This is a genomic window from Niveispirillum sp. CC-CTL257, from assembly GCF_059489915.1.
The window spans coordinates 1,345,025-1,371,246 of sequence record NZ_JCAJXE010000001.1; the positions used below are offsets into that span (position 1 = coordinate 1,345,025).

Genomic DNA, 26,222 nt, shown 5'->3' on the forward strand with positions numbered 1-26,222 from the left:
GGATGATTGACGGATCAGCAGGCACTCAATAATGTTATCCAATGTCATTCATTAGCATTGATGGGCATCATGGCCAGTATCAGCCTCGGAAACCATTTTGAGGCCTTTGTGCAGTCACAGATCGAAGGCGGACGTTATCAGAACGCCAGCGAAGTAGTGCGTGCCGGCCTTCGCATGCTGGAGGATTATGAACTGGACCGGCGTCGGCGCCTTCAGGATATAAAGGCCAAGCTGGACGAAGCATGGAACGATCCCCGACCCAGCATCCCGGCAGAGGATGCTTTTGCGGAGATTGAAAAAATCCACGCCGCGAGGGTCGGCAAAACCTGATGCGCAAAATCAGTCTGCGTCCTTCCGCGCAAGAAGATTTGAAGCAGATTTACACATACATTGCCGAACGAAGCGGTGATCCCGCGCGGGCGCTGAACTATATCCACCGCATTCGCCATAGTTTCAAAGTGCTGCAGACCTTCCCAGAAGGCGGCAGGCTTCGAAATGATCTTCGCCCAAGCTTACGAATTTTCAGCTTTGAACGGCGCGTGGTTATTGCCTACCTCATACTCGATAATGGCGACGTCGAAATTGGTCGCCTTTTCTATGGCGGGCAGGATTATGACACGCTGCTGAGCGACCCTGACGAGCCTTAACCCTACCGTCGCAGCCGCCGTTCCAGCTCCGTCACCGCTTCCGCCTTGCCGAAGGCGCGGCACATCTCCATGACCGGGGCGATATTGGCGGCGGTGGTGTGGCGGGCCTGGGGGGCCATTTCGTGGCTGCGCAGATAGCGGTCGACATCGTCCACCGCCTTGTCGCTGAGGCGCATACGTAGCTTGTGAGCCCGGTTCCCGCGCTCGCCATTGTCGATCAGCATCAGCAAGGCCGGGTAAATGCCGGTCAGCGGCCCCACCACCATGGTGGCACGCATGCGCTTGTCCGCCGGCCCCATCAGCAGATCATGCAGCCAGTCCATGATCGCCTCGCCTAGACGCTCGATAGAGTCGAAGCCCAGGCGCTGACGCATCAGCTGCATCAATCCTTCCGACCCCGCCCCTTCCGTCCCGAAAAGCGGGATGCGGCGCAGGCGGATGACAAGGTGGTTCAGGGCAAAGACACGGTCGGCCAGATTGAGCAAAACCTCGGTCGGCTGCGTGCGCGGCGGCCGACCCAACAAGGTGGCGGTATCGGCGGCCAGATTGTCCAGACGATGATGAAGCCACTGCACCGCCAGGCCCGCCGGTTCGGCCATGGTGTCGAAATAGAACGGGAAAGCGTCGATGACATCGACCGGGTTGGGTGTCACCTCGAACAGGTACAGGACATAGAGATCGAACTGTGTATCGAGCAGCTCGAACACGCTGTACCAGTTCGAATAAAGCCGCAGCGCCTGCACCTGATCGCTCTGCCGGGCCTGCGATTGCTGGAAATAGCGCACATTAGGCATGACCAGCCGGTGCCATTTCAGCACGCGCGCGATGAAGCGGACCACCGCCGTTTCCGTCGCCGACAGTTTCAGGCGGGCTGGAATGTTGATGGCATTGTTCAGGATGAAGGCGGCAAGGTCCACGACCTGATGCGCGACCTGATCCAGCGCGATCTGATCACCGTCGAAACAGGCGGTCAAATGCCGGCGGCGCAACTGGTCCACCAGATCGGCATTCGCCGCCTCCACCAGTTCCCACAGCGGCCGCAGCATGCGGCGCGGCACGATCCAGGGTGCCCCCGGCACCACCTCTGTCTGATCGGTCAGGAACCGTTCCAGGGGGCGCCAGCACATGCGTTCCACCGACCCGACCCGTTCGGGGCGCACCTGACGCAGGCGCGGGCGCAGGGGCGACAGAAGGTCAGGCACCTCCCCCTCCAGCACCCCCTGGAACTCCAGGGAGCGGGCCAGATGCCGGACATCGGCATCCGACAGTGCCGCCAGCCCCCGGCGCAATGCATCCGCCCCGCCCGCAGTGCGGACCAGATGCAGGCGATTGAAGGAAAGCGGCGTGGAGGGATCGGCAGGCATGGGCAGCAGTGCGGGCAAAAGGGCCGGCACTATACAAAGACATCAGCCACTGTCAAACAGACAAACGAAGTTGAACAAGGTTAAAGATTGGTTGATATCAAGAGATCGCACCCGCTATCTCTTGACACCGACGGACAACACCTAAGTTGAAAGCCGAGACGGGATTCGGTTTTGAACCGGTCAATAAACCCCGCCTGTCCCGGTGCCCACGGTCGGCTGCGGCGTGGGGGTGGCACCCGTGGGCTGGCCCGGCTGCCCTTGCACAAAGCCGGCACCAGCATCGCCGCCATCAAGCACGCCCTGTTGCCCCTTCGGCTCCGTTCCCGGAATGAAGCCTTCCCAGATGGCGTTGCGTTGTCCGGGCGATGCCGGCTGCCCATTTTCGGGATCAATGCGGACCAGTTGCAGGCCGGGCGGCACGCGGAATGGCGTGGCGGGCGCGTCCTTCAACGCGGCGGACATGAAATCCTTGGCGATCGGCACGGCGATGGTCGATCCGCTCTCATGATCGCCCATGGAACGCGGCTGGTCGTAACCGACAAAGATGCCTACGGCCAGATCGGGGGAGAAGCCGACGAACCATGCATCCATGGCGTCATTGGTGGTGCCCGTCTTGCCGGCCAGCGGCTTGCCGATCTCGCGCAACCGCACGCCGGTCCCACGCTGGACCACGCCTTCCAGCATGGAAACGATCTGATAGACGGTACGCGGATCGGCAATCTGTTCGCGCGGATCGGGGATCAGCGGCAAGGCGTTTGGATCGGCGGCGACAGGGGTGACGACGGGTGCCGCCGGCTGTACCGGCACCGTTCCGGCGGGCACGGGCGCTGCCGCCACGGGCAGAACCGTCTGGCACCCGGCACAATCACGGGTGTCATGGCGATAGACGGTTTTGCCGGCCTTGTCCTGCACCCGGTCAATGAAGCTGGGCTCGATCCGGCGACCGCCATTGACCAGCATGGAATAGGCGGCGGTCAAGCGCAGAACTGTTGTCTCCCCCGCTCCCAGCGCCATGGACAATGTGGGCTGAAGGTCATCCTTGATACCAAAGCGCCGGGCCACCTCCACAATCGGCTCCATGCCGATATATTGCGCCAACCGCACCGTCATGACGTTACGCGACTTCTCGATGCCGACGCGCAGCGGGGTCGGGCCGTAATATTTCTCGGTGTAGTTGGATGGCTTCCACTTGCCCAGCCCCGCCCCCTGATCCAATGCGAAGGGCGCATCCAGCACCAGGGTGCTGGGCGTGAAACCCTGATCCAGCGCCGCCAGATAGACGAACGGCTTGAAGGCAGAACCCGGCTGGCGCAGCGCCTGGGTGGCACGGTTGAACACGCTGATCCGGGCGCTGAACCCACCCGACATGGCCAGGACACGGCCCGTATGCGGATCCATTGCGACCAAGGCACCCTGCACCTCCGGGATCTGCCGCAGGCCCAGGGTGCTGGCTTTCTCGTCCAACGGCTCGACAAACACCACCTCGCCCGGCGACAGGGCGTCGGACGCCTTCTGGATGCTGGGGCCTACAAACTTGCCGTCCTTGACCTTGCGCGCCCATTTCAGTTCCGACAGCGGGATCTGACCCTTGGACCCATCGGCCAAGCCCACTTCCACCGCATCCGCCCCCGCCGACAGCACGACGGCCAGGTCCCATTCCTCCCCGCCCGGCGGGGTGCGCACATCCTCCAGCTGCTCCTGCCAGGCATCCAGGCTGTCAAAGCGGGTGATGGGTCCGCGCCAGCCGTCGCGGCGGTCGTAGGCCAGCAGACCATTGCGCAGGGCCGTGGAGGCGGCGGCCTGGATATCAGGATCCAGCGTGGTGCGTACCGACAGGCCGCCAGCATAGAGCGTCTGCTCGCCATAGAGTTTGGCCAGCTCGCGCCGCACCTCCTCCACGAAATAATCGGCGCGGACATTGCTGTCATTGGAACGGTCGGCGAAGGTCAGAGGCTCGGCCCGTGCGGCCTCCGCTTCCTCCCGGCTGATATAGCCATCCTCTTCCATACGGCCGATGACATAGTTGCGGCGCGCAATGGCGGCACCGCGATGACGCTCGCGGTAATACCGGTCCGGCGCCTTGGGCAGGCTGGCCAGGAACGCGGCCTCGGCGATGGTCAGCTCATCCATCGACTTGTTGAAATAATTCAGGGCCGCCGCACCCACGCCATAGGCGCGGTTGCCCAGAAAAATCTCGTTCATATAGATCTCAATGATCTTGTCCTTGCCCATCGCTTCTTCGATACGGCCGGACAGGATGGCTTCCTTGATCTTGCGGACATAGGAAACCTCGTTCGACAACAGGAAGATGCGCGTAACCTGTTGGGTGATGGTGCTGGCCCCGATGGGGCGGCGGCCCTGGCCGATATTCTTCACATTCTGCACCTGCGCGCGCAGCACCGCGAACCAGTCCACCCCGCGATGGGTGTAGAAATTCTGATCCTCGGCAGAGATGAAGGCGTTGGTCACCCGCTTCGGAATGGCCGCGAACGGCACGAACACCCGCCGTTCGCTGGCGAATTCCGCCACCAGGCGCCCATCGCCGGCATGCACGCGGGTGGCGACGGAGGGGTTGTAATTGGCCAGCGTCGTATGATCGGGCAGATCCTTGCTGAAATAGATCCAGGCACCCCCGGCGGTGGCCGCACCCAGGACGGCCAGCGAGACACCGGCGATAGCCAAGCCCTTCACGACGCGATTCATTATTCCAACCCCTGAAGGCCCCTGTCGGGGCCGTATAGAACAGTGGCGACACCCGCCATGGACGGGCACCGTTCGGTCATTAGTACAAGATGACGCTGATTATGTCGCGGTCATGACCGCGACGGCACCGCATTGCCGGTAAAGTAGCCATCCACGGCACGCAGCAGTGAAGCCGCCATACGTTTGCGGTGCGTATCGCTGCCCAGCAGCTTGGCATCCTGGCTGTGCGACAGATACCCCATCTCCACCAGAATGGCCGGCACGTCCGGGGCCGTCAGCACGGCAAAACCGGCAGACCGCAGCGGGCCGGGCAGGACCGCGACATTGGGGTCCAGGTTCTTCAGCACCAGCGAGGCGAAGCGCCGCGACTGGTTCATCGTATCGCGCTGGGACATGCCGATCAGGATATTGGCGATGTCCGCGGACTGCACCGACAGATCCATGCCGACAATAGCGTCGGACTGGTTCTCACGCTGTGCCAGCATCTCCGCCTCCCTGTCGGATGCCTTTTCCGACAGGGTGTAGATGGACAGGCCCCGGACCTGCTTGCCCGTGATGCTGTCGGCGTGCAGCGAGATGAAAAGGTCCGCCCCCTTGGTTCGCGCTATGGCCGGACGATCACGCAGCGGGATGAACACATCCTTGTCGCGTGTCAGGGCCACGCGGTAACGACCGGTGGCCAGCAATTGCCGCCGCACCTCCTTGGCCATGGCCAGCGTGATATCCTTCTCATAGCCGCCACTGACGGCAACGGCACCTGGGTCCTGACCGCCATGGCCGGGATCGATGACGATCATGGGCAGGGGCGGCTTCGGCTTTTCCTTCGGGATTGGCGGGGTCATGACACTGGCGCTGGCCGGGGTCAGTACGGCACCCGGACCAACCTTTCCCGCCGCCAAATCCATGACGAAACGCGACGGCATGCCGTCGCGCGGCGGAAGGATTTCCGCCAGTTGCACCCGCACCGGACCATTGGTCGCCAGGATAAGGCGCAGATGCCCGGTCTTGGCCCCGGGTCGCACCGACACGGCTTTGACCAGACCCTTGGCCGGCGGCAGCGCGGCGTCCAGCGCCGCCTCCATCTCCACCGCCACGCCATTGGCATCGGGTAAGATGGTAAAGGGCGCATCACGGGTCAGTTCCAGAACGAAACGCGTTTTGTCGCCATGGTCACCCAGCCGGGCCGCCCCGATCCGCGCTGGTTCCGGCAACATGCGCGCGGACGCCACCGACGCCGTCTGTACCGGCGTCTGCGCCCGGGCCGGCACCGCTATGACCGACAGAAGACAAAGCATTCCCATCGTCAGCAGCGCACGCGCCACCGACGCCGTCCTCACGGCCATGGACTGGATTGCCCCCTTCTGTGACAAGCGGCCCTTCCCCCTGGGCGAATCGGTTGTGGCGGATCAATGCAGAAGCACTATAAACACGCCGAATCAGTGACTTCAACGCCTATCATCATCTGCCGACTCAATGGCATCGCTTAAACGCGCTGATACGGCCGCAACGGGCACGACCAAATGCGCTTTTGGCAATTCTCCCATTGTGGAATGGGGGGTGGAGTGTTTATGGTGACTTCCGCGACAGACCGCGCTTCGCCAGGGCCCTGAAACGGGCATCGGCGTCGCCCTGGGGACCCCGCCGCCGGCTGTGATTGCCGGCCCGAGCCGCCCCCAGGATGTGACGCCTCACGGGTTCGACCCCAACGGGGCGCGGTGTAGTGGAAACCTTGGGGCTGGCCAGTCCGGTTCATCCGGTACAGGCCCGGCATCAGCGTTGGTCCATCCTGGCTGCTCCCCCCTGCTTCCCCTCCGGGATAATGGCGGCGGGCGCTGTTCGAGGACCCAAGACGCCGGTACCGACAGGTCCCTCACCGCAATGGTGGCAGGGTCCGCCTTCCGTCCCGTCGCGCGGAAGGGCGGCCGCCCTGGTCACGGGGAAGACATATGGCCAAGCGTATGCTTGTCGATGCCACGCATCCGGAGGAAACCCGGGTCGTCGTGGTGAATGGTAACCGCCTGGAAGAGCTTGATTTCGAGATCGCCTCCAGGAAACAGCTCAAGGGCAATATCTATCTGGCCCGCGTTATCCGGGTCGAACCGTCGCTTCAGGCGGCGTTCGTTGAATATGGCGGCAACCGCCACGGCTTCCTGGCCTTCTCCGAAATCCATCCCGACTATTACCGCATCCCGGTCGCCGACCGCGAAGCGCTGCTGCGTGAACAGCAGGAACTGGCGGAAGAGCGGGAGGCCCGCGCCGAACGGGGCGAGGACCTGGACGATAACGGCCATGTCGAAGATGCGCCCCCCGCCCCGCCGCCGGAAGAGATCGGCGGTGCTGCCCCGGCCCCCATCGTGGCCGATGACGCCGGTGAGCCGGTGAGCATTGATCAAGGCCATGATGTGGTGGAAACCGGCGACGCCGAGGGCGTTTCGGCAGAAGAAGAACATGCCGGCGGTGATGCCGATGGCGAAACCGCCGATGTCGGTGAGACCGGTTCCCCCTTCGTGCATTCATCGGGCCGTGGTGGCCGTGAACGTTCGCGCCGCTATCGTCCGCAGGCAGCCCAGGTCGAAGGCAACGATGACAGCGTCGAAGAGGAAGTGGAAGAACGGCAGCCGCAGCAGCAGCGCCGCCGTCCGCTGAAATCCTACAAGATTCAGGAAGTCATCAAGCGCCGTCAGATCCTGCTGGTGCAGGTGACGAAGGAAGAGCGTGGGAACAAGGGCGCTGCCCTGACCACCTATCTGTCGCTGCCGGGCCGCTATGCCGTTCTGATGCCCAATACGCCGCGTGGCGGCGGCATCAGCCGCAAGATCACCAACCCGGCTGACCGCAAGCGCCTGAAGGAGATGCTGGAAGATTTCGACATTCCGTCGGGCATGTCGGTCATCCTGCGCACCGCTGGCATTGAACGGTCGAAGCCGGAAATCCGTCGCGATCTTGAGTATCTGATGCGCCTGTGGGACAGCATCCGCGAGACGACGTTGCAGTCCGTCGCCCCGGCGCTGATCTATGAGGAAGCGAACCTCATCAAGCGCACCATCCGCGATCTCTATTCCAGCGACATTGACGAAGTGCATGTCGAGGGTGAGGCCGGATATCGTGTGGCCAAGGACTTCATGCGCATGCTGATGCCCAGCCACGCCAAGAAGATCCAGCTTTATAACGATCCTTCGATCCCGCTTTACCACCGTTTCCAGGTGGAAGGCGCGATTGAGACGATGTTCAACCCCATCGTGCAGCTGCGTTCGGGCGGGTACATCGTTATTAACCAGACCGAAGCGCTGGTAGCTATCGACGTCAATTCGGGCCGTTCCACCAAGGAACGCAATATCGAAGAGACGGCGCTGCGCACCAACCTGGAAGCGGCCGAGGAAGTGGCGCGGCAGCTGCGCCTGCGTGATCTGGCCGGTCTGGTCGTGGTCGATTTCATCGACATGGAAGACCCGCGCAACAATTCCGCTGTTGAAAAGCGTCTGAAGGACGCGATGAAGGCGGATCGTGCGCGCATTCAGCTGGGCCGCATTTCGGCCTTCGGTCTGCTGGAACTGTCGCGCCAGCGTCTGCGCCCGTCCTTGCAGGAAATCAACTTCGAACGCTGCCCGCACTGCCAGGGCACCGGCATGGTCCGCAGCCTGGAGAGTGCTGCTCTCGCGGTGCTGCGTGCGGTCGAGGAAGAAGGCATCCGCAAGCGCTCGGCGGAAATCACCGTCACCTGCGCCAGCCATGTCACGCTCTATATCCTCAACCACAAGCGCGAGGCGCTGGCGGATATCGAACGGCGTCACGGCCTGCGCGTCTACCTGCAGGGTGACGACAAGCTGATCGGCCCCAGCCATCAGATCGACCGTATCCGCGCCCGCACGGCAGCCGATGACATTGTCGCCGCCGCCCCGGTCAGCGCCGAACGCGTGATGGCCCAGACCGAGCGCGCCATCGAGATCGAGGAAGCCGAGGCCGAGACCGAAGCCGCCGAGATCGAGGTGGAGGGCGAGGAAGAGGAAGCCAAGCCCCAGGGCCGCCCGGAAGCCCGCGGCGACCGCGATGGTGACCGTGATGGTCGTGGCCGCCGCCGCCGTCGCCGTCGCCGTCGGGGTGAACGCGGCGAGAATGGCACCGGGTCCGATGCCGGCGATGCAGATGGCGAGGATGAAGCCGACGGTGAGGAGGGCGAAGCCCAGACCGACGGCGAAACTGCCGAAGCTGATGCCGCCGATGGCGAAACCCCCGCGCCCGCCGCTGGTGAGGATGACGAGGCTGCCCGCGCCAGGAAGCGCCGCCGAGGCAAGCGTGGCGGTCGCCGCCGTGGCCGCCGTGGCGAGGATGGCGTGATTGACGCCGCTGGCGACGAAGGCGAAGGCGATGATCAGGGTGCCGACGAGGCTCCCGCTGCTGCCGTGGAGGAGGCTGCCGCCACTGCCGAGCCGGTGGCAGAAGCCGCGCCCGTCGTGACCGAGGAAGCCCCCGCCGCACCGGCGGAGGAAGCCCCGGCCCCGAAGAAGCGCGCCACCCGCAGCCGCAAGAAGGTCGCGGAAACGGAGCCGGCACCCGCCGATGCTCCGGTCGAGGCCCCTGCCGCTGTCGAAGCCGCCCCCATCGTGACCGAGGAAGCCCCCGCCGCGCCGGCAGAGGAAGCCACGGCCCCGAAGAAGCGCGCCACCCGCAGCCGCAAGAAGGTGACGGAAGCTGAGGCGGCACCCGCCGAAGCCCCCGCCGCTGTTGAAGCCACTCCTGTCGTGACCGAGGAAGCCCCTGCCGCACCGGCAGAGGAAGCCACGGCCCCAAAGAAGCGCGCCACCCGCAGCCGCAAGAAGGCCGCAGAGGCCGAAGCAGCACCGGTTGAGACCGTGACGGAAGCCGTCGACGCCGCCGCCCCTGCCGCTGAACCGGTGGCAGAGGTCGCACCGGCCCCGACGCCGGCGGAGTTGGCCACCGAGGTGAATCCGACGGTGGAAAAGCCCAAGCGCGGCTGGTGGAGCCGCAAGTCGTAAGGCTTGTTCCGCTGTCGCAATGAATGGGGGAGGTGTTTCGGCACCTCCCCTTTTTCATATCGAATGCGGAATGAAGTCGGATATCGAGAGAGCGGCGATCCGCCGCTTTCCCACGGCATCCGAATGCGCTAAGCACGCCTCCCGAACGGAATTCTTCAGAGACCCGCCATGACCGGTTCCATTCCCCTTTCCTCTCCGCGCCTGACCGGCCGCGTCGCCCTGGTGACGGGTGCCTCGCGCGGCATCGGTGCTGCCGTGGCCGAACAGCTGGCCCGTGAGGGTGCGCATGTCGTCCTGCTGGCCCGTACCTTGGGTGCCTTGGAAGAGTTGGATGACCGTATCAAGGCGCTGGGCGGTGCCGCGACCATCATCCCCCAGGATCTGATGGACAGCGCCAAGCTGGATAATCTGGGTCCCGCCCTCTATGAGCGGTTTGGGCGGCTGGACATCCTGGTCCATGCGGCGGCCCAGCTGGGCACACTGGGTCCCATCGCCCATTCCGATCCCAAGGACTGGGACCGTGTCATGGGCGTGTCGATTGCTGCCGGCATGCGCCTGATCCGCACCACTGATCCGTTGCTGCGCCTGTCGGATGCCGGTCGCGCGCTGTTCCTGACCGACCGTGTAGGCCGCGAGCCCACCGCCTACTGGTCGGCCTATGCCGCGTCGAAGGCCGCCCTGGACATGATGGCCCGCACCTGGGCGGCGGAAACGCTGAACACCAATCTGCGCATCAATCTGGTCGATCCCGGCCCCGTGGCAACCGGCCTGCGCGCCAAGGCCTTCCCCGGTGAGGATGCAGGCACCTTGCCGACCCCCGCCGACACGGCACGCGCCATCGTGGAGTTCACGGTGCCGGCCTGCGCACTGCACGGTGAGTTGATCGATCTACGTACTGCGTGACACGGGTCACAGCGGCGGGGGAATCACGGGCTTAAGTTCCGACCACTGACCGTTCCCCGTTCAGTGGTCGGATGGGTTCCATCCCTTTTCCCATCCCGCCGACGACCCCGCCTTGAACCCGCCGCCCTACCCCGGGCCGGCGGGTTTTCTTTTGAAGCACCCGATGCCGAACGTTCGGCACGTTTTCTAGTTAACAAAAACTTCCGCGTCCCCTGCCCTTCGCACTATAATGCAGGTGGCGGTTTTCGCCGTTGCTGGGGAACCGGTACAATCAAGCATGCTTGAAAAACTGACTGAAGCCGTGATCGCTTTCCTCGTGATCTCTGGCCTTGCCTACATTGTCGGTACAGGGATCGCCAGTGCCGCGGAGAACGCTGTGCGCAAGCGGCAGAGCGATGTCGGCCTGGAGGGGCGGCTGCAGAAGCTGGGCATCCTGGGACAACGGCTGCTGTCCCGGAAAGACAAGATGCTGCCCCGGCTGGCCAAGCTGGATGCGGAACTGAAATCCGCCCGCCGCCGGCATTACATGGTCAATAAGAAGCTGCTGGACCTGAAAACCGCGCGTTCGCAGTTGATGCGTGTCCTGGGTGAGGAGGACGCATTTCTGCGCACCGAGCGCCCGGCCCGCAAATTCATCGCCCATATCGTCAATCGCCATGTCCAGCGGGCGCAGATGGACCAGAAGGAACATCCCTTCCTGTCGCGGGCCTGGGCACGGACCCAGCAGGCCACCATCTGGGCCCCCACCATCGGCGATGCCAAGATCATGGTGGAAAAGTCGTTTCCCCCCGCCACAGGCTTCTTCATCGCCTCCATCTCCGAACCGCAGGGGGATGGCGAGGAAGACCTGACCGCCCTGGAAAGCGTGGAACTGGAAGCGGCTAGCCAGGAACGGGGGATCGGCTGATGATGGACAAACTGTTCGACAGCCTGCCGCTGTTTTTCGGCATTCTGGGCGGCGGCGTGGTGGCGGTTCAGATGATGAACCACACGCGCAAGCGCCTGCGCAAAGTTGAGAAGATGCACCAGGGGCAGCAGACGCGCGTCGCCGCCGTCAGCCGGGCCACGCGGGAGCAGGCAGGAACGACCCTGTCGCTGCGGCGCGAGGAACGCCAGATGCGGATGGAGCTGGACCGCCTCAATCAGCAGATCGAACAGGGCGAGCAGGTTGCAGAGCGCGAGCGGCTGGGCGAGTCGCAGATTTATGTCTTTGACGAGCGTAAGAATATGGGCGACGTCGCCTATGTCTTTCAGATTTCGCACCCGGATTTTAACGCGCTGGCCCGCAACGCTCCGGACGAGGTGATCCAGTCCTGGAAGGCGGGACGGCGTTTCATGGTCTGGGCTGCCAGCGAGAAGATGGCCATCGCCAAGGCCAGCATGCGTTTCAATCAGGATAAGGGCTATCGCGTCAGTGCACCGGCCGCATTCGAAGGCGATCCGGAGGCATTCTGAGCGGCGGCGGCATCATCGGCGTTATGTAGCAATGTTACATAATCCATGTCGTTCATCTTTAATCATTATAACCCGCCTGCATGCGGTGAAATTGTTACCTTTGGCGGAATTCACGTGGTTTGCGGCTTGTGGGCGGCTGCCTTCATGCTATCAATCGGAAACAGAGTTTCAGCGTTCGGCCGGAGAGAGAGCCCATGTCCGCCCTGACCCAATCCCCCGCCTGGCAGGCCCTTGCCGCCCATCGCGCCGCCCTGGAAGGCGCGTCGATGCGCGATATGTTCGCCGCCGATCCCGGCCGTTTTGAACGCTACCGCATCGCGTTCGACGGCATGATGCTGGACTATGCCAAGAACCGCGTGACGGATGAGACGCTGTCCCTGCTGGTTGACCTCGCCTATCAGCAGAACCTGGAGGAAATGCGCGACGCCATGTTCCGGGGTGAGCGCATCAACATCACGGAGGATCGCGCCGTCCTGCATGTGGCGCTGCGTAACCGCATCGACCGCCCCATCTTGGTGGATGGACATGACGTGATGCCGGGGGTGCATGAGGTGCTGGCCCGCATGTACGCCTTCTGCCACAAGGTGCGCGATGGCGAATGGCGCGGCTATGACGGACAGGCCATCACCGATATCGTCAATATCGGCATCGGCGGCTCTGACCTGGGCCCCGTGATGATCACCCAGGCCCTGACGCCCTGGCATCATCCGCATCTGGCGGCGCATTTCGTCTCCAATGTCGACGGCACCCATATTGCCGAGGTGCTTCGCCGTGTCGATCCAGCCACGACCCTGTTCATCATCGCGTCCAAGACCTTCACGACGCAGGAAACGCTGGCCAACGCCCACACGGCGCGCGACTGGTTCCTGGCCAATGGCGGCAGCGCCGATGATGTGGCCAAGCATTTCGTGGCCGTGTCCACCAATGCGACAGAGGTGGCGAAGTTCGGAATCGACACCGACAATATGTTCGGCTTCTGGGACTGGGTCGGCGGGCGTTACAGCCTGTGGTCCTCCATCGGCCTGCCCATCGCCCTTATGGTGGGCCCGGAAAAGTTCGGGGAACTGCTGGCCGGTGCCCATGCCATGGACGAGCATTTCCGCACCGCGCCGCTGGCCAAGAACATGCCGGTGATCATGGGCCTGCTGGGCGTGTGGTACGGCAATTTCTTCGGGGCTGCCGCCCATGCCGTCCTGCCCTATGACCAGTATCTGGCCCGCCTGCCTGCCTATCTCCAACAGCTGGATATGGAGAGCAATGGCAAGTCGGTGGACCGGCAGGGCAACAGCGTCGATTACGCCACCGGCCCCATCATTTTCGGCGAGCCGGGCACCAACGGCCAGCACGCCTTCTATCAGCTGATCCACCAGGGCACGCACCTGATCCCCTGCGATTTCATCGCCCCGATCCAGAGCCAGAACCCCACGGGCCGACACCATGCCATGCTGCTGTCGAATACCCTGGCCCAGACCGAAGCACTGATGCGCGGCAAGAATGCCGATGAGGTGCGGGCCGAACTGATCAAGGAAGGCAAGTCAGGCACGGCACTGGACGCCCTGCTGCCGCACAAGATCTTCACCGGCAACCGCCCCACCAATACGATCCTGGTCGACCAGTTGGACCCCTATCGCCTGGGTATGCTGGTAGCGCTCTATGAACACAAGGTGTTCGTTCAGGGCGTCATCTGGAACATCAACAGCTTCGACCAGTGGGGCGTGGAACTGGGCAAGCAATTGGCCAAGGTCATCCTGCCCGAACTGGAGGGCGAAAGCGCCAAGCCGCATGACGCCAGCACGGCGGGGCTGGTCGGCGTGGTGAATGCGGGCGCGGTGGGGTAAAGGTACCCGTTGCATTGTATTGGACCATTATCTGGTCCATATCTATGCGACACGGGAGGTGCCCCATGGAAATTCCAGTCAGTGAGGCCAAGGCACAATTGACGGAACTGGTGCGGCGAGCGGAAACGGGCGAGGACATTGTCCTTACCCGTCATGGACAGGCCGTGGCGCGACTGGTTCCAGCACGGGCGCCCAAGGTGATCGATCGGGATCGCAGAATGGCGTTCCTGCAAAAGTTTGCGAAGGAGTCCGGTGCCATTGCCACGTCAGGGCCGGCAGCACATCAGGCAGACCATTTCCTCTATGGCGATGATGGACTGCCGAAATGATTGTCGTCGATACATCGGCGTTGATGGCGATCCTGCTCAATGAGCCGTCTGCACCCGCCTGCATGGCGGCGCTATGTACCGCAGAGATCATCATTTCCGCTGGAACTTTGGCGGAGTTGCTGATCGTTGCGGGGCAGCGTGGTTTGACTGGCCGTGCAGAGCAGCTTGTCAACGAGCTGGAAATGGAAGTTATCGGTGTCGATGACCGGCTCGCCCGCAATGTGGCGGCAGCCTACACCCGTTGGGGCAAGGGCAACCACCCAGCGGCTTTGAATTACGGAGATTGTTTTGCCTACGCTTTGGCAAGACAACGTGATTGGCCGCTGCTGTTTGTTGGCGACGATTTCAGTCGCACCGACATTCGCCCTGTTGCCCCTCACTAACCCGCCATCTTTCCGCCGCGCCCGCCTGTCAGAACGCCGTCTCAACCTCTCGCCGGCGTCTCCCCCATGCTGAAACCCCATCCCCTCAGCGCCACGCGCGACTGGCCCCTGCTCTCCCGCTTCATCGCGCGGGAGGCTGCCCTGGGCGAGGCCGCAAGGGCACGCGGCCCCTGGCTGGCCGGGCTTTATGAGTTTCTGCGCTTCGGGGTGAAGCAGGCCTGGGCATGCCTCTATGGCGGCTTGATGCTGGCCCTGCTGCTAGGCACCTGGCTGTTCTATCCGCGCGATGCCGCCCTGCCCCGCTATGATTTCCTGACCCTGGCCGCGGTGGTGCTGCAGGTGGCGCTGATCCGTTTGCGGCTGGAGACGAAGGAGGAGGCGCTGGTCATCCTGATCTTCCATCTGGTCGGGACGGGCATGGAGATTTTCAAGACGGCGGTGGGGTCCTGGGTCTATCCGGAGGAGAGCGTCCTGCGCATCGGCGGTGTGCCCCTGTTCACCGGCTTCATGTATGCCGCGGTCGGTTCCTATATCGCGCGGGTCTGGCGCCTGTTCGATTTCCGGTTCCGCCATCATCCCCCGCTCTGGACCGTGCTGCTGCTGGCAGCAGGCATCTATGCCAACTTCTTCCTGCATCATTACTGGTGGGACCTGCGCTGGGGCCTGTTCGCGCTGGCGGCCCTGCTGTTCGGGCGATGCTGGGTTTATTTCCGGGTGTGGGATGTGGATCGGCGCATGCCGCTGCTGGTTGGATTCGCCCTGGTTGCCCTGTTCATCTGGTTCGCGGAGAACCTGGGCACCTTCGCGGGTGCCTGGATCTATCCCAGCCAGAAACAGGGCTGGACCATGGTGTCGTTTGCGAAGTTCGGGTCCTGGTATCTGCTGATGCTGATCTCCTACGCCCTGGTAGCGCTGATCAGGCGGCCACGGGAACGGGACAGCACCCCCGCATTGTGACAAAAGCCGACAGGTTGCCCGCAACCGTTACAAATCACCCGATGGCGCGTTCCGCCTTCATTATTCCTTTGCAACGACCCGCACAGAATGGCTCTCCTTGAGTAAACAAGCGGGGCCGGGAGACAAGCGTTGGCAGAGCAGCGACCACTTTACAAGGTGACGCAGGAACAGCTCGATGCGCTGCTGAAGCGGCATGAGATGTTCCGCAATGCCCGTATGGGCGGTGCCCGCGCGGTTCTGACTAACTATGATCTGTCTGGCTTGAACCTGTCTGGCCGCGATCTGGCCCATGCCGATCTCACCGGCTGTATTCTGCGCCGCGCCAATATGGCGGGTGCCAATCTGGATTGCTGCACCCTGTTCGCCGCCGACCTGCGGGAAGCGAACCTGACCGGGGCCTCCATGGTAAAGGTTGATCTGCGCGGGGCCAGCCTGCGTGGTGCCGACCTGACGGGGGCCAATCTGGTCAGCGCCGATCTGCGCGACGGGTCGCTGGCCGAACGGGCCGCCGATGGCAGCCTGAAAATGGTGGTGGTGGAAAGCGATGCCAGCCCTGCCGACATGCAAGGTGCCAAGCTGGCCCATGCCAACCTGTCCCAGGCCAAGATGTCAGGCGCCATTGCCCAGCATACCGACTTCACCGATGCCGTGATGCGCGGAACCAAGCTGGTGCGTGCCAACCTGCGCAATGCCACCCTGGACGGGGCCATCCTGGAAGGGGCCGACATGTCGGGGGCCGATGTGCGCGGGGCCAGCCTGAAAGGCGCGGTTTTGACCGGGGCCGTCCTGGTGATGACGGAAATGGCAGGTGCCGACATGGCCGGTGCCCTGACCGACAAACCGGCGGGCAAGCCGGCCAGCGCCCTGCCCCGCCCGCTGGAGGAGATGCTGAAGCTCCACGCCGAATGGGTGGGCACGGCGGGACAGGCCGGGCTGGCCCTGGACCTGACCGGCTATGATCTGCGTACCGCCGGCAGCCTGTCCCATGCCTGCCTCACCCGCCTACATGCGCCTGGGGTGATCCTCTATGGCATGGACCTGTCATCGGCACAGATCCAGGTGGGCAATCTGGCCGGGGCCGACCTGCGCGGGGCCAACCTGTCGGGGTGTGATCTGCGCGGCATCAACCTGACCGACGCGCAACTGGGCAACGCCAACCTGTCTGAGGCCAATCTCGGCTATCTGAAGATCGACGCCACCCGCTTCGTGCGCGCCGAACTGGCCGGGGCCAGGCTGCGCTATGCCAACCTGTCGGGCGCACGGCTGGTGAAGGCCAATTTCGCGGGTGCCGACCTCTCCTTCGCCAATCTGCTGCTGGCCGACCTGAAGGAAACTGACCTGACGAGCGCGCGCCTGTCGGGTACCAAGGTTAAGCGGGAGCAGTTGGCGGAGGTAGTGGGGTTTAAAGTGCCATAACTTGTGGCCGGCTTGGCGCGCACCCCCAATCGGTGCTATTACCCCCCCATGCCGATCATCCGCCGCCTCCCCGATAATCTCGTCAACCAGATCGCCGCCGGTGAGGTGGTGGAGCGTCCGGCTGCCGCCGTGAAGGAACTGGTGGAGAACGCGCTGGATGCGGGGGCGCGGCGCATTGATGTCACCCTGCGCGATGGTGGCAAGGCGCTGCTGTCCGTCGCCGACGATGGCTGCGGCATGGACCCGGAGCAGTTGGCGCTGTCGGTGGAACGGCACGCCACATCCAAGCTGCCCGATGGCGACCTGACCGATATCCGCACGCTGGGGTTCCGGGGGGAGGCCCTGCCCTCCATCGGTGCCGTCAGCCGCCTGACCATCACCAGCCGCACCGAAAGTGCCGATCATGCCAGCGCCATCCTGGTGGAAGGCGGCAGCGTGCATCCCGTCGGCCCAGCCCCCGGCGGGTTGGGCACGCGGGTGGAGGTGCGGGACCTGTTCTTCGCCACCCCGGCCCGCCTGAAATTCCTGAAAGGCAGCCGCACGGAAAGCCAGCATGCCATCGATGTGGTGGAACGTCTGGCCATGGCCCATCCGCATGTCGCCTTCACGGTGACGGATGAAGGGCGAACCCCCGTCCGCCTGACCGCCAATAGCGGGGAGGATGAGGCGGCGCGCCTGTCTCGCCTGGGTGCCGTCCTGGGGCGGGAATTTCAAGAAAATGCCATCCCGGTGAATGCCGAACGGGCCGGGGTGCGGCTGGTCGGGCATATCGGTCTGCCCACCTATAACAAGCCCACCGCCGCCGGACAGTATCTGTTCGTCAATGGCCGTCCCGTGAAGGACCGGCTGATGGTGGGCGCTGTACGCGGGGCCTATGCCGATTTCCTGGCCCGTGACCGGCATCCGGTCCTGGCCCTGTTTCTGTCGCTGAACCCGCATGATGTGGATGTCAACGTGCATCCAGCGAAGACGGAGGTGCGGTTCCGCGATCAGGCCCTGATCCGGGGCCTGATCGTCGGTGCCCTGAAACATGCGCTGGCCGCCGCCGGCCACCGCGCCAGCACCACCGTCGCCGCCGACACATTGGCCAGCCTGACCCCGCGCGTGGCCCCGCAAACCAGCCTGCTGTGGGAACCGCAGCGCCCGTCAACGCCCCCGCCCTATGCCCAGACCCACCACGCCCCGCCGCCCGTGAGCCGGGAAATGGCGGAGGCGGCCTGGCGATTCCAGGCACCGCAGCCCATTGCGACACCTGCCCAGGGCTTCGCCCCCGTCGCCCGCGCGGAGGAAACCGACTCCATCGCCGCCACCCCGCCCAGCTTCCCATTAGGGGCCGCCCGCGCGCAGCTGCACGCCACCTATATTGTGGCGCAGACCGAAAACGGCATCGTCATCGTGGACCAGCACGCGGCCCATGAACGGCTGGTCTATGAGCGCATGAAGCGGGAGATGCTGGGCGGCGGTGTGAAGCGCCAGGGCCTGCTGATCCCCGAAGTGGTGGAACTGGACCCCGCCGATGCCGAGCGGGTGGGGGAGCGGGCGGATGAGCTGGCCGAAATGGGGCTGGTCCTGGAAAGCTTCGGGTCCGGTGCCATCGTGGTGCGGGAAGTGCCGGCCATGCTGGGGGCACGGGCCGATGTGCGCGGCCTGATAAAGGATATTGCCGACGAACTGGCAGAGATGGGCGACGCCCACGCGCTGAAGGAAAAGCTGGACGCGATCTGTTCCCGCATGGCCTGCCATGGCAGCGTGCGGGCCGGGCGGCCCATGAATGTGGACGAGATGAACGCGCTTTTGCGCCAGATGGAGGCCACGCCCCATTCCGGCCAGTGCAACCATGGCCGCCCCACCTATGTGGAACTGAAACTGGGCGATATTGAGCGGCTGTTCGGCCGGCGCTGAGCCCCCCTGCCGACCCGGCAGAATTTTCCCAATAAAAACCGGCACATGGCTTGCTTATCCCTCCCCGTCCTTTTCACCGGGAGGGTCTGATATGCACGACCGACTACACCGTCCAGGCGCCAGCAAACCGTCTGGCCTGTTTGCCAAGCCCAGGGAATCCAAGCCCTCTGGCGGTTTTGATGGGTTGCCCGCCGGCCTGCGCCTGCTGGATGACGCGAAGTCAGATGTGGGTCTGGCGGAAATTCTTGCCGCCATCACGGCAGAACCTGCCAAGCCCGACATGCGCCTGCGCGAGGTGGAAGATAGCATCCGCCGCCATTGGGCCGTGCTGCGCAATCTCGTCCGCGAACATGCCGACCTGACGCGCGCCGCCATGCAGCGGGCCGACGCCGAACAGGGTATGATGGCCGACCGCCCCCCGCCCAAGGTGGCGCTGTTCACGCCGGCTTTGCGGAATATTGTGGCGGCGGAGTAAGGCACCCACCCCTGTGACAAGTCCGGTGACGGGGGTGGGGTCACGGCAAATCCGCCGCCCCGCCCCTTCGTCGCCCGGCGCTTGACCGGCTTTCGCCTTAATCTTCCACCATCTTGTTCTCATCGGTGCCGGGGTTCCGGTGCTGTAGATGACAAGGTGGCGGTGCCATGAATTTCACGACGAAGATACTGGTCCTCTCCAGCCTGGCAGCCCTTCTGGGGGCCTGTGCCGGCCTTTGGGACCTGACCGCCGATACGCTGTCCGGCACGCTGGCTATCCTGGCCGCGTCCGCCTTCATGCTGTCCTTGTTCCTGCCGCGCCTCGCCGTGTTCGGCGTGCTGGGATTGGCCGGTGGCGTGCTGCTGGCCCATCTGATGGCCTATCCGCCGCCCGGCAGTTCCATGCCGGTGCTGGAACGCGGCATGATCGCCGCTGCCGTTGCCATGCTACCCGCTGCCGCCGGTGCCATCGCCGGCATTCTGGCCGCCCGCACCGCCGCCAGCATGGGTTGGCGCAGCGTGGAATAGCAGCTCAGTCGCCGACCGCTGCGACGGGTCGTGGCCCGGCCAGCGCCACATTCAGCATGCCGCCCAAGGCGCCGCATTGCCCCTCGCAGGCGCTGACCTCCGACAATATCCAATCGCGGAAGGCCTTGATCTTCGGCTCATCCATCCGACGCTGCGAACAGACCAGCCAGTAGGAACGGTCGGTTACCAGCACCAGATCGGGAAACAGCACCCGCAATCGACCAGACGCGATATCTGCGGCAAAAAAGGCCGGGCAAACCAGGGCCACACCCTGCCCCATCGCCGCCGCCTGCCCCGTCATGGCCTGCATGTCATATTGCGGGCCGGTGCGCATGCCGTCGACCGCCACACCCGCCATGGCAAACCATTGGTGCCAATAGCGAATATCCTCAATATGGTTGTAATCCAGCAGCGGCAGCCGGGCCAGATCGGACGGGTGGTGGATGCCGCCCACGCGGTCGGCCAGGATGGGGCTTATCACCGGGGTCAGCCGATATTCGACCAGCCGTTCAGCCACCAGCCCCGGCCATTGCCCATGGCCCGACCGGATGCCAACATCAAACTGATGGTTCAGATCGCTCAACCCCACTGAACTGTCCAGCCGTACCGCCAAATCGGGGCGCCGCAGCTGAAAATGCCCCAGACGTGGCACCAGCCAGTGTGAGGCAAAGGTGGGCAGGGTTGTCACCGACAGGACCTTGTCCTCCGCCGCGTCGGTCAGCTTATGCATGGTGGCGCGGATACGGTCGAACGCATCCTCCACCGCCACCTGCAGCTCCATCCCCGCCGGGGTCAGTTCCAGCTTGCGCGTCAGGCGGCGGAACAGCTCCCGCCCGATATGCTCCTCCAACTGGCGGATCTGATAGGACACGGCCGCCTGCGTCACGGCCAGTTCATCCGCCGCCTTGGTGAAGGAAAGATGACGGGCGGCGGATTCAAAGGTGCGCAGCGCATTCAATGGCGGCAGTCGCTTGTCCATCACGGCCCCTTATGCACAAAATCAGCTGATGCATCCTATCGGGATTACTCGTTTGTCGTCCAGGCCGGAATGGAGCGATAAAGGGTCCAACAAAAGCATCAACCTTCACATCGGTTCGGAAAGGACCCTATAAAATGCAAAAGCTGAATTTAGTCCATGGGGCAGCGTTGCCGCCGCAAACCCTGCTGCTCGCCCTCACCACCCCGCCCTCGCGTCGGACGACCGCGCTGGCCGGACTGGCCGCACAGTTGCAGTCGGTGCTGACCGAACTGCTGGCCGGGGAAGCCTACCGTTACGGCGTGCCGCCGCAGTTGAAGCGGGATGTGGGGTACTGGGGGTGAGCGTTTGGAATGCTGAGAAAGGTAGAGCGGATTAGGCGCAAGCCGTAATCCGCGGAGCGACAATCGATGTTGTTCCGCGGATTACGCTTCGCTAATCCGCTCTACGCGTTTGCGCATACCTTATCCAAAGAACCCGATGCGCTGTGTCAGGGCGTTGCTGGTGCGGCGGATCAGTTCATAGAGCGAGGCGATGGGCCGGAAAATGTTCTGGTTTTCCTGGCTGTAATCCTGGCTCTCATCGCTGACATAGGTTGCCACCTCCCCGAACCCTTCATCCAGGGTGACATCGGTACGCGCCGGGAAGATGCGGGCCAGCTGGTCCAGCGCCCATGGCACATCCAGATGCAGCAGACGCGTCACCAGCCGCTGGTTGGTGATCGAATGCTGGCTGGAGAATTCCGGGATATGCACGGCCAGCCGATAGACCTGATGGATCAGGGACAGGCGCACGGCGTGCAGCAGCGACAGGTGCCGGTCCAGATCGGGGTTCGGCTTGGGTGCTGCCCCCGCGCGCTCCAGATTCTGCCGCAACACGCCGTAATCACGATACAGCTTGCGGAAGATGCGGATCAGGCGGGCCTGGGTCGGCGTTTCCTCCAGCACGGCCGCGATGCGGCGCATGTCGTCGGCTTCCATGGGATTGTCGGTGCGCGCCGCCCGCGTCAGCCAATGACCGGGGTCCAGCGTATCGACATAGGCCTTCAGCGCGTCGGGGCAGCTGACCGCCGCACCATAGACCACGATGCCGATCAGTTCGCGGAACCGGGCCGAGGTGGCGTAGAGCGTGCGGAACTGTTCCGGATCACGGTCAATGGCCTCGCCCACGCCCGACAGGACATTGGCCGGCAGGCCCATCTGCAAGAGGACTGCATTATGCGGGATGGCGCGGAACTGTCCGGCCATGACGCGGGCCGCTGGATCGGGGGCCGCGTCATGCTGGCGCTTGATGGCGCGGCTGCCGCTGGGGAACAGCAGATTGGTGCCGAACGCGGCCAGCAGCTCACCATAATTCGGGTCTTCAACCAGCCCGACCTGGAAGGCCTTCACGGTGGTGAAGAACTCCCGGATATAATCGCCTTTGGCATAGAAGACGTCATGATCCAGGTCCGGCTTGGCCGTGCCGATCATATATTCCAGAATACGGGTCACGACCGCCAGCGCCGAGGCCGGGGTGACAAAGTAGGTATAGCCGTCGCCGCCCTGGAAGCTGACTTCTTGCTTCAGCTCGATATTGTGCTTGGCGGCAAAGGCCAGCGTGGCCGGCGGGCTGACATAGGCCAGGCGGTTATGCAGGCCGGCGGGGTGACCGCCACGACCGATGCTTTCACCATGCGTGTCGAAGATCACCAGCTGCACATTGGTCAGCGCGTGGCGGGTGAACAGCCGCATCACACGCAGGCGCAGACGCTCAATCGACGCGCTGGCCGGTGTCTGGCCCAGATAGCGGCCGGCGTCGGAATATCCCGTCTGGATGCACAGGCGTCCGCGCTTTTGCACATAGGCGCGGTAATGCGGGTTCTCCAGCAGCTGTTCGATGATGCGGCTGCCGGTTTCCAGCGCCTTTTCGGTTTCGAACAGCGGGCTGATATCGACCCGCTCCTCCACCCCAAACAGCTTGGCGAAATACAGCGCCGACAGGACGGTGAAGGCGCTTTCGCTTTCGGCGATCAGGAAGCGGATGGGCGTGCGCGCATCGGAATATTTCAGCATCTGCGCCACGACCATGAACAGGCGCTTGGCGCTGGTGCGTTCGGCCACGACGGAACCGAAATTGATGCTGACCGGCTCCACCTTGTCCAGAAGGTCGGTCAGGGTCGCCAGATAGGACTGGCGATAACGCGGGTCATCCGCCGCCGTATCCAGGCCCACCGCCTTGCGGATGGCGTTATGGACCTGCGTGCTGTTCAGGCGGACATGGGTGTGCGCCATGCCCAGGCCAAAGGTCGCCAGTTCAGCGCGCAAAACCGCCAGCTGTTCCACGGTGGCCAGCGCCTTGTCGCCCTCGATGGCGGCGGACAGGCGGATGCCACGATTCACGAACTCAATGGCTTCCGACGCATCGACCAGACGCAGCGGCAGGCCTTCATGCATACGCTTGGCGATACGCCGCAGATGGTCCAGATCCTGCGCCTCCGACCCGCCGAAGGCCGCAATCTCGTCCGTCACCTGATTGAGTGCCAGGGCCAGACGGCTTTCGATCAAGGCCAGCGTATGGCGCAGATCCTCCAGCGCCGGGGCACCGGCGCGGATATCGCGCAGGTTGGACAGATAGTAGCGCAGCTGCCGCTGCTGCACGATCAGCCGCTTATGCAGCGTGTCGGACCAGCGGATATCGGAACGGCCATCCAGATCGTAGCCAACCCAGCTTGCCACCGTCAGCAGGCGCGGCGTCAGCTCGGTCCAGCGTTCCGGATAATGCTTGCGGCCCACGCGCAGGACGGCGCGGTAAAGGGTGCGGATGGCGATCTGGATATTGGCGATGGCGTCCAGCGACAATTCATGTTCGCGGGTCAGCGACATATCTTCGGGCGCATGTTCCGCCGTCGCCATCTGGCGGATCAGGCTTTCGCGCGCATCCGCCGACAGGCGCTTGCCATTCTGGTCGCGGCCCGTGGCCAGACAGGCCATACTCGTCATCTGCGCGCCGGACAGGTTGAAGGTTGGGTGCGCGGTAATAACGATACCGAACACCTCCTTCTCCACCAGCTTCTGGAACGCCTCAAAGCTCAACGGTTCCCCGCCGCTGCCGGCGGCGGCGACATCCAGCAACTCTTCCATGCGGCTGGCATTGGCTTCGGGCGATGCCTCACCCAAATAATTGGAAAGACGCGCGGCACGGGCCAGGAAACCCTCCGCCGACAGATACTGGATCAGCTGCTCCAGGGCGCCGGGCGACAATTCACCGGCACCCACGCGGCGGGAAATGTCGAGGGCCAGCAGCATGACGGGATTGGCAAACGGGTCCTGCTTCGCCTCGGCACCATACCGGTCCAACTGCGCCATCAGATCAGCCGCAAGGGCCCGCACATCCAGGCCCTTGGGCGCCGGGAAGCGGGCCTGTTTAGTGGACAGCAACGCCCCTTGGCCGTGGTCGTGCCCAGGAATTCCAGATCGGACGGGGCGGCGGCTTGGGGCATGGCGGGGTCCAGCGGCATGGTGGCTTCCATCTTCTACGGAATGACCGCATTCTGTTGCGGCGCAGCGTCAAAGGGTGCGGTAATTCCGTTACAACTGTCAACGCCGAAAGGGGTATGGCGGACATAATCGATCCGCATTGCCCCCCAGGATTGAAGCGATAGATTAAAGGAGACCAGCTTCTCAGGCGATAGATTACTTGTAACGTCGTTCGCTTACATGTTGGATTGGGACAAGGGTGTTGCGCATGCACAGCAGTCCGGGGGACAGCACGCAGAGTGTCGGAGAGGGGGCCCAGCAACGGGCCATCGCCCTGCTGGACGACGCGTCAACCCATGGGCTGCCGCCCGGCGGCACCGTTGATCGCATCGACACGCATGCCGCCCGCATCTTCATGGCCGGCGACCGCGCCTTCAAGATGAAGCGTGCCGTCACCTACCCTTTCTTCGACTATGCCAGCCTGTCGCAACGCCTGGACGCGTGCGAGGCGGAACTGGTCCTGAACCGGCGGACGGCACCCGACCTTTATCGCGGCGTTGGCGGTCTGGTGCAGGGTGAAGATGGTCGGGTGCGGCTGGTTGAACAGGCACCGGTGGCCACCGATGGCGGGCCGGACCCGTCGGTGCTGGAATATCTGGTGACCATGGGCCGGTTCCCGCAATCGGCCCTGCTGGACAGCATGGCGGCGGCGGGCACCCTGTCGCCCGCCATCATGCGTGACCTCGCCACCATCATCGCGGAATTCCACGACGCCGCCGAACCCAGGACGAATGCGCCCGGTGCCGAGGAAATGGCCGATCTGGCCCGCACCAACATACGGGAGATGCGCAAGCATGCCCTGTTCGATGCCGCCGCCATCGACCGGTTGGAACGCGCGGGGGAGGCGGCGCTGGCGGCGGGTGCCGACCTGATCAACCGCCGCCGCGATGCCGGCTATATCCGCCACTGCCACGGCGATCTGCATCTACGCAACATCGTCATGCTGGACGGGCGGCCCGTGCCCTTCGACTGCGTCGAATTCGGCGACCGGATCGCGGTGACCGATGTTCTCTATGATCTGGCCTTCCTGCTGATGGATCTGGAACATCGCCGCCTGCGCGCCCATGCCAATATCCTGTTCAACCGCTATCTGGATTTGACGGGCGATCTGTCGGGCCTGTCGCTGCTGCCATTGTTCATGTCGGTGCGGGCCGGCATCCGCGCGCATCTGACGGCATCCGCCGCCGCCGGACAGGGGGACGCGGACAAGGCCGCCGCCATGCGGGCGGAGGCACAATCCTATCTGGTGCTGGCCAACCGCCTGCTGTCGCCGCCGCCAGCACAGTTGCTGGCCATTGGTGGTCTGTCGGGTACGGGCAAGACCACCCTGGCCCGCGCACTGGCCCCCTCTCTGGGGCCGGCACCGGGGGCCGTCATCCTGCGATCCGATGCCTTGCGCAAGCTACTGGCCGGTGTGGCGGAGGAAGAGGCACTGCCCGACCGTTTCTATGGCCCCGACCATTCCGCCCGCACCTATGCCGAACTGGCGGGTCGCGCCGGACTGGTGCTGGACGGGCATCACGCCGTCATCTGCGACGCCGTCTATGCCAATGCGGCGCAGCGGCAGACGGTGGAACAGGTCGCGCGGGAGGCCGGCGTCGCCTTTGCCGGCCTATGGCTGGTGGCCGATCAGGCCGTGACCCTGGCCCGCGTGGCGCGGCGGCGGGGCGACGCATCGGACGCCACCGCCGCCATTGTCCGCCGACAGGCCGCCTATGACCTGGGCGAGATGCGATGGGAAGTGATCCCCGCCAGCGGTGACGCCGATGAGACAACGGCCATCGCCCGGCGACAGATCGCGCGCTGAGCCGATATCTAGGCCTTGCAGCCCCCGC

At 64.1% G+C, this 26,222-nt stretch carries 21 protein-coding genes; 16 read left to right on the top strand and 5 right to left on the bottom strand.

Features of this window, described 5'->3' with window-relative positions:
* Positions 1-6: 6 nt before the first annotated feature.
* Positions 7-330: a type II toxin-antitoxin system ParD family antitoxin gene (locus tag ABC729_RS06425; RefSeq protein WP_495606807.1), complete on the top strand. Its 324-nt coding sequence runs from the start codon at positions 7-9 to the stop codon at positions 328-330.
* The gene (locus ABC729_RS06430; RefSeq protein ID WP_495606808.1) at positions 330-647 is read left to right on the top strand and encodes a type II toxin-antitoxin system RelE/ParE family toxin; all 318 of its coding nucleotides are present in this window, start codon (positions 330-332) and stop codon (positions 645-647) included. The genes ABC729_RS06425 and ABC729_RS06430 overlap by 1 nt, the downstream gene beginning before the upstream one ends.
* A gap of 2 nt (positions 648-649) precedes the next feature.
* Here the strand turns inward: ABC729_RS06430 and ABC729_RS06435 are convergent, their stop codons facing one another.
* The 3 genes from ABC729_RS06435 to ABC729_RS06445 form a co-directional block, all read right to left on the bottom strand.
* Positions 650-2,011 carry a hypothetical protein gene (locus ABC729_RS06435; protein WP_495606809.1) on the bottom strand — a complete coding sequence of 454 codons (1,362 nt, stop codon included), beginning with the start codon at positions 2,009-2,011 and terminating at the stop codon, positions 650-652.
* A gap of 180 nt (positions 2,012-2,191) precedes the next feature.
* Positions 2,192-4,714: a penicillin-binding protein 1A gene (locus ABC729_RS06440; protein WP_495606810.1), complete on the bottom strand. Its 2,523-nt coding sequence runs from the start codon at positions 4,712-4,714 to the stop codon at positions 2,192-2,194.
* Between the two features lie 110 nt (positions 4,715-4,824).
* A complete protein-coding gene (locus ABC729_RS06445) occupies positions 4,825-6,057 on the bottom strand; it encodes an N-acetylmuramoyl-L-alanine amidase family protein (RefSeq protein WP_495606811.1) in 1,233 nt (410 codons plus the stop codon).
* A gap of 603 nt (positions 6,058-6,660) precedes the next feature.
* On the opposite strand from ABC729_RS06445, the gene ABC729_RS06450 reads away from it, so the two are divergent.
* The 12 genes from ABC729_RS06450 to ABC729_RS06505 all read left to right on the top strand — a co-directional run bounded on the left by ABC729_RS06450 (position 6,661) and on the right by ABC729_RS06505 (position 19,893).
* Positions 6,661-9,708, top strand: coding sequence for an Rne/Rng family ribonuclease (locus tag ABC729_RS06450; RefSeq protein ID WP_495606812.1), 3,048 nt, complete (start codon positions 6,661-6,663; stop codon positions 9,706-9,708).
* 168 nt (positions 9,709-9,876) lie between these two features.
* Positions 9,877-10,611 (top strand): SDR family NAD(P)-dependent oxidoreductase, encoded by a 735-nt coding sequence (locus tag ABC729_RS06455; protein WP_495606813.1) that lies wholly within the window; start codon positions 9,877-9,879, stop codon positions 10,609-10,611.
* A gap of 277 nt (positions 10,612-10,888) precedes the next feature.
* The gene (locus tag ABC729_RS06460; protein ID WP_495606814.1) at positions 10,889-11,518 is read left to right on the top strand and encodes a hypothetical protein; all 630 of its coding nucleotides are present in this window, start codon (positions 10,889-10,891) and stop codon (positions 11,516-11,518) included.
* The gene (locus ABC729_RS06465) at positions 11,518-12,066 is read left to right on the top strand and encodes a hypothetical protein (RefSeq protein ID WP_495606815.1); all 549 of its coding nucleotides are present in this window, start codon (positions 11,518-11,520) and stop codon (positions 12,064-12,066) included. The genes ABC729_RS06460 and ABC729_RS06465 overlap by 1 nt, the downstream gene beginning before the upstream one ends.
* A 194-nt stretch (positions 12,067-12,260) precedes the next feature.
* Positions 12,261-13,904, top strand: coding sequence for a glucose-6-phosphate isomerase (gene pgi / locus ABC729_RS06470; RefSeq protein ID WP_495606816.1), 1,644 nt, complete (start codon positions 12,261-12,263; stop codon positions 13,902-13,904).
* 65 nt (positions 13,905-13,969) lie between these two features.
* A complete protein-coding gene (locus tag ABC729_RS06475; protein WP_495606817.1) occupies positions 13,970-14,233 on the top strand; it encodes a type II toxin-antitoxin system Phd/YefM family antitoxin in 264 nt (87 codons plus the stop codon).
* Positions 14,230-14,616, top strand: coding sequence for a type II toxin-antitoxin system VapC family toxin (locus ABC729_RS06480; RefSeq protein WP_495606818.1), 387 nt, complete (start codon positions 14,230-14,232; stop codon positions 14,614-14,616). The genes ABC729_RS06475 and ABC729_RS06480 overlap by 4 nt, the downstream gene beginning before the upstream one ends.
* A 66-nt stretch (positions 14,617-14,682) precedes the next feature.
* Positions 14,683-15,573: a DUF817 domain-containing protein gene (locus ABC729_RS06485; protein WP_495606819.1), complete on the top strand. Its 891-nt coding sequence runs from the start codon at positions 14,683-14,685 to the stop codon at positions 15,571-15,573.
* Between the two features lie 129 nt (positions 15,574-15,702).
* Positions 15,703-16,989, top strand: a complete 1,287-nt coding sequence (locus ABC729_RS06490) for a pentapeptide repeat-containing protein (protein WP_495606820.1) — start codon at positions 15,703-15,705, stop codon at positions 16,987-16,989.
* 48 nt (positions 16,990-17,037) lie between these two features.
* Positions 17,038-18,891 (top strand): DNA mismatch repair endonuclease MutL, encoded by a 1,854-nt coding sequence (gene mutL, locus ABC729_RS06495; RefSeq protein ID WP_495606821.1) that lies wholly within the window; start codon positions 17,038-17,040, stop codon positions 18,889-18,891.
* 91 nt (positions 18,892-18,982) lie between these two features.
* A complete protein-coding gene (locus tag ABC729_RS06500) occupies positions 18,983-19,366 on the top strand; it encodes a hypothetical protein (RefSeq protein WP_495606822.1) in 384 nt (127 codons plus the stop codon).
* 167 nt (positions 19,367-19,533) lie between these two features.
* Positions 19,534-19,893 (top strand): hypothetical protein, encoded by a 360-nt coding sequence (locus ABC729_RS06505; protein ID WP_495606823.1) that lies wholly within the window; start codon positions 19,534-19,536, stop codon positions 19,891-19,893.
* Between the two features lie 4 nt (positions 19,894-19,897).
* Here the strand turns inward: ABC729_RS06505 and gcvA are convergent, their stop codons facing one another.
* On the bottom strand, positions 19,898-20,872 hold the full coding sequence (gcvA, locus tag ABC729_RS06510) for a transcriptional regulator GcvA (protein ID WP_495606824.1): 975 nt from the start codon (positions 20,870-20,872) through the stop codon (positions 19,898-19,900).
* 134 nt (positions 20,873-21,006) lie between these two features.
* Between gcvA and ABC729_RS06515 the strand changes: the two genes are divergently transcribed.
* The gene (locus ABC729_RS06515) at positions 21,007-21,213 is read left to right on the top strand and encodes a hypothetical protein (RefSeq protein WP_495606825.1); all 207 of its coding nucleotides are present in this window, start codon (positions 21,007-21,009) and stop codon (positions 21,211-21,213) included.
* Between the two features lie 120 nt (positions 21,214-21,333).
* Here the strand turns inward: ABC729_RS06515 and ABC729_RS06520 are convergent, their stop codons facing one another.
* The gene (locus tag ABC729_RS06520) at positions 21,334-24,288 is read right to left on the bottom strand and encodes a phosphoenolpyruvate carboxylase (RefSeq protein ID WP_495606826.1); all 2,955 of its coding nucleotides are present in this window, start codon (positions 24,286-24,288) and stop codon (positions 21,334-21,336) included.
* 307 nt (positions 24,289-24,595) lie between these two features.
* Between ABC729_RS06520 and ABC729_RS06525 the strand changes: the two genes are divergently transcribed.
* Entirely contained in the window at positions 24,596-26,194 is a 1,599-nt protein-coding gene (locus ABC729_RS06525; RefSeq protein ID WP_495606827.1) for a bifunctional aminoglycoside phosphotransferase/ATP-binding protein, read from the top strand.
* The last annotated feature ends 28 nt before the right edge of the window (positions 26,195-26,222 follow it).

What these genes read in the sequence shown, in the direction of transcription:
- ABC729_RS06445 (WP_495606811.1), bottom strand. Translation starts at nt 6,057, where the DNA reads ATGGCCGTGAGGACGGCGTCGGTGGCGCGTGCGCTGCTGACGATGGGA.
- ABC729_RS06515 (WP_495606825.1), top strand. Translation starts at nt 21,007, where the DNA reads ATGCAAAAGCTGAATTTAGTCCATGGGGCAGCGTTGCCGCCGCAAACC.
- mutL (WP_495606821.1), top strand. Translation starts at nt 17,038, where the DNA reads ATGCCGATCATCCGCCGCCTCCCCGATAATCTCGTCAACCAGATCGCC.
- ABC729_RS06450 (WP_495606812.1), top strand. Translation starts at nt 6,661, where the DNA reads ATGGCCAAGCGTATGCTTGTCGATGCCACGCATCCGGAGGAAACCCGG.
- ABC729_RS06465 (WP_495606815.1), top strand. Translation starts at nt 11,518, where the DNA reads ATGATGGACAAACTGTTCGACAGCCTGCCGCTGTTTTTCGGCATTCTG.
- ABC729_RS06430 (WP_495606808.1), top strand. Translation starts at nt 330, where the DNA reads ATGCGCAAAATCAGTCTGCGTCCTTCCGCGCAAGAAGATTTGAAGCAG.
- ABC729_RS06460 (WP_495606814.1), top strand. Translation starts at nt 10,889, where the DNA reads ATGCTTGAAAAACTGACTGAAGCCGTGATCGCTTTCCTCGTGATCTCT.
- ABC729_RS06455 (WP_495606813.1), top strand. Translation starts at nt 9,877, where the DNA reads ATGACCGGTTCCATTCCCCTTTCCTCTCCGCGCCTGACCGGCCGCGTC.
- ABC729_RS06485 (WP_495606819.1), top strand. Translation starts at nt 14,683, where the DNA reads ATGCTGAAACCCCATCCCCTCAGCGCCACGCGCGACTGGCCCCTGCTC.
- ABC729_RS06475 (WP_495606817.1), top strand. Translation starts at nt 13,970, where the DNA reads ATGGAAATTCCAGTCAGTGAGGCCAAGGCACAATTGACGGAACTGGTG.
- gcvA (WP_495606824.1), bottom strand. Translation starts at nt 20,872, where the DNA reads ATGGACAAGCGACTGCCGCCATTGAATGCGCTGCGCACCTTTGAATCC.
- ABC729_RS06525 (WP_495606827.1), top strand. Translation starts at nt 24,596, where the DNA reads ATGCACAGCAGTCCGGGGGACAGCACGCAGAGTGTCGGAGAGGGGGCC.
- ABC729_RS06480 (WP_495606818.1), top strand. Translation starts at nt 14,230, where the DNA reads ATGATTGTCGTCGATACATCGGCGTTGATGGCGATCCTGCTCAATGAG.
- ABC729_RS06440 (WP_495606810.1), bottom strand. Translation starts at nt 4,714, where the DNA reads ATGAATCGCGTCGTGAAGGGCTTGGCTATCGCCGGTGTCTCGCTGGCC.
- pgi (WP_495606816.1), top strand. Translation starts at nt 12,261, where the DNA reads ATGTCCGCCCTGACCCAATCCCCCGCCTGGCAGGCCCTTGCCGCCCAT.
- ABC729_RS06500 (WP_495606822.1), top strand. Translation starts at nt 18,983, where the DNA reads ATGCACGACCGACTACACCGTCCAGGCGCCAGCAAACCGTCTGGCCTG.
- ABC729_RS06505 (WP_495606823.1), top strand. Translation starts at nt 19,534, where the DNA reads ATGAATTTCACGACGAAGATACTGGTCCTCTCCAGCCTGGCAGCCCTT.
- ABC729_RS06435 (WP_495606809.1), bottom strand. Translation starts at nt 2,011, where the DNA reads ATGCCTGCCGATCCCTCCACGCCGCTTTCCTTCAATCGCCTGCATCTG.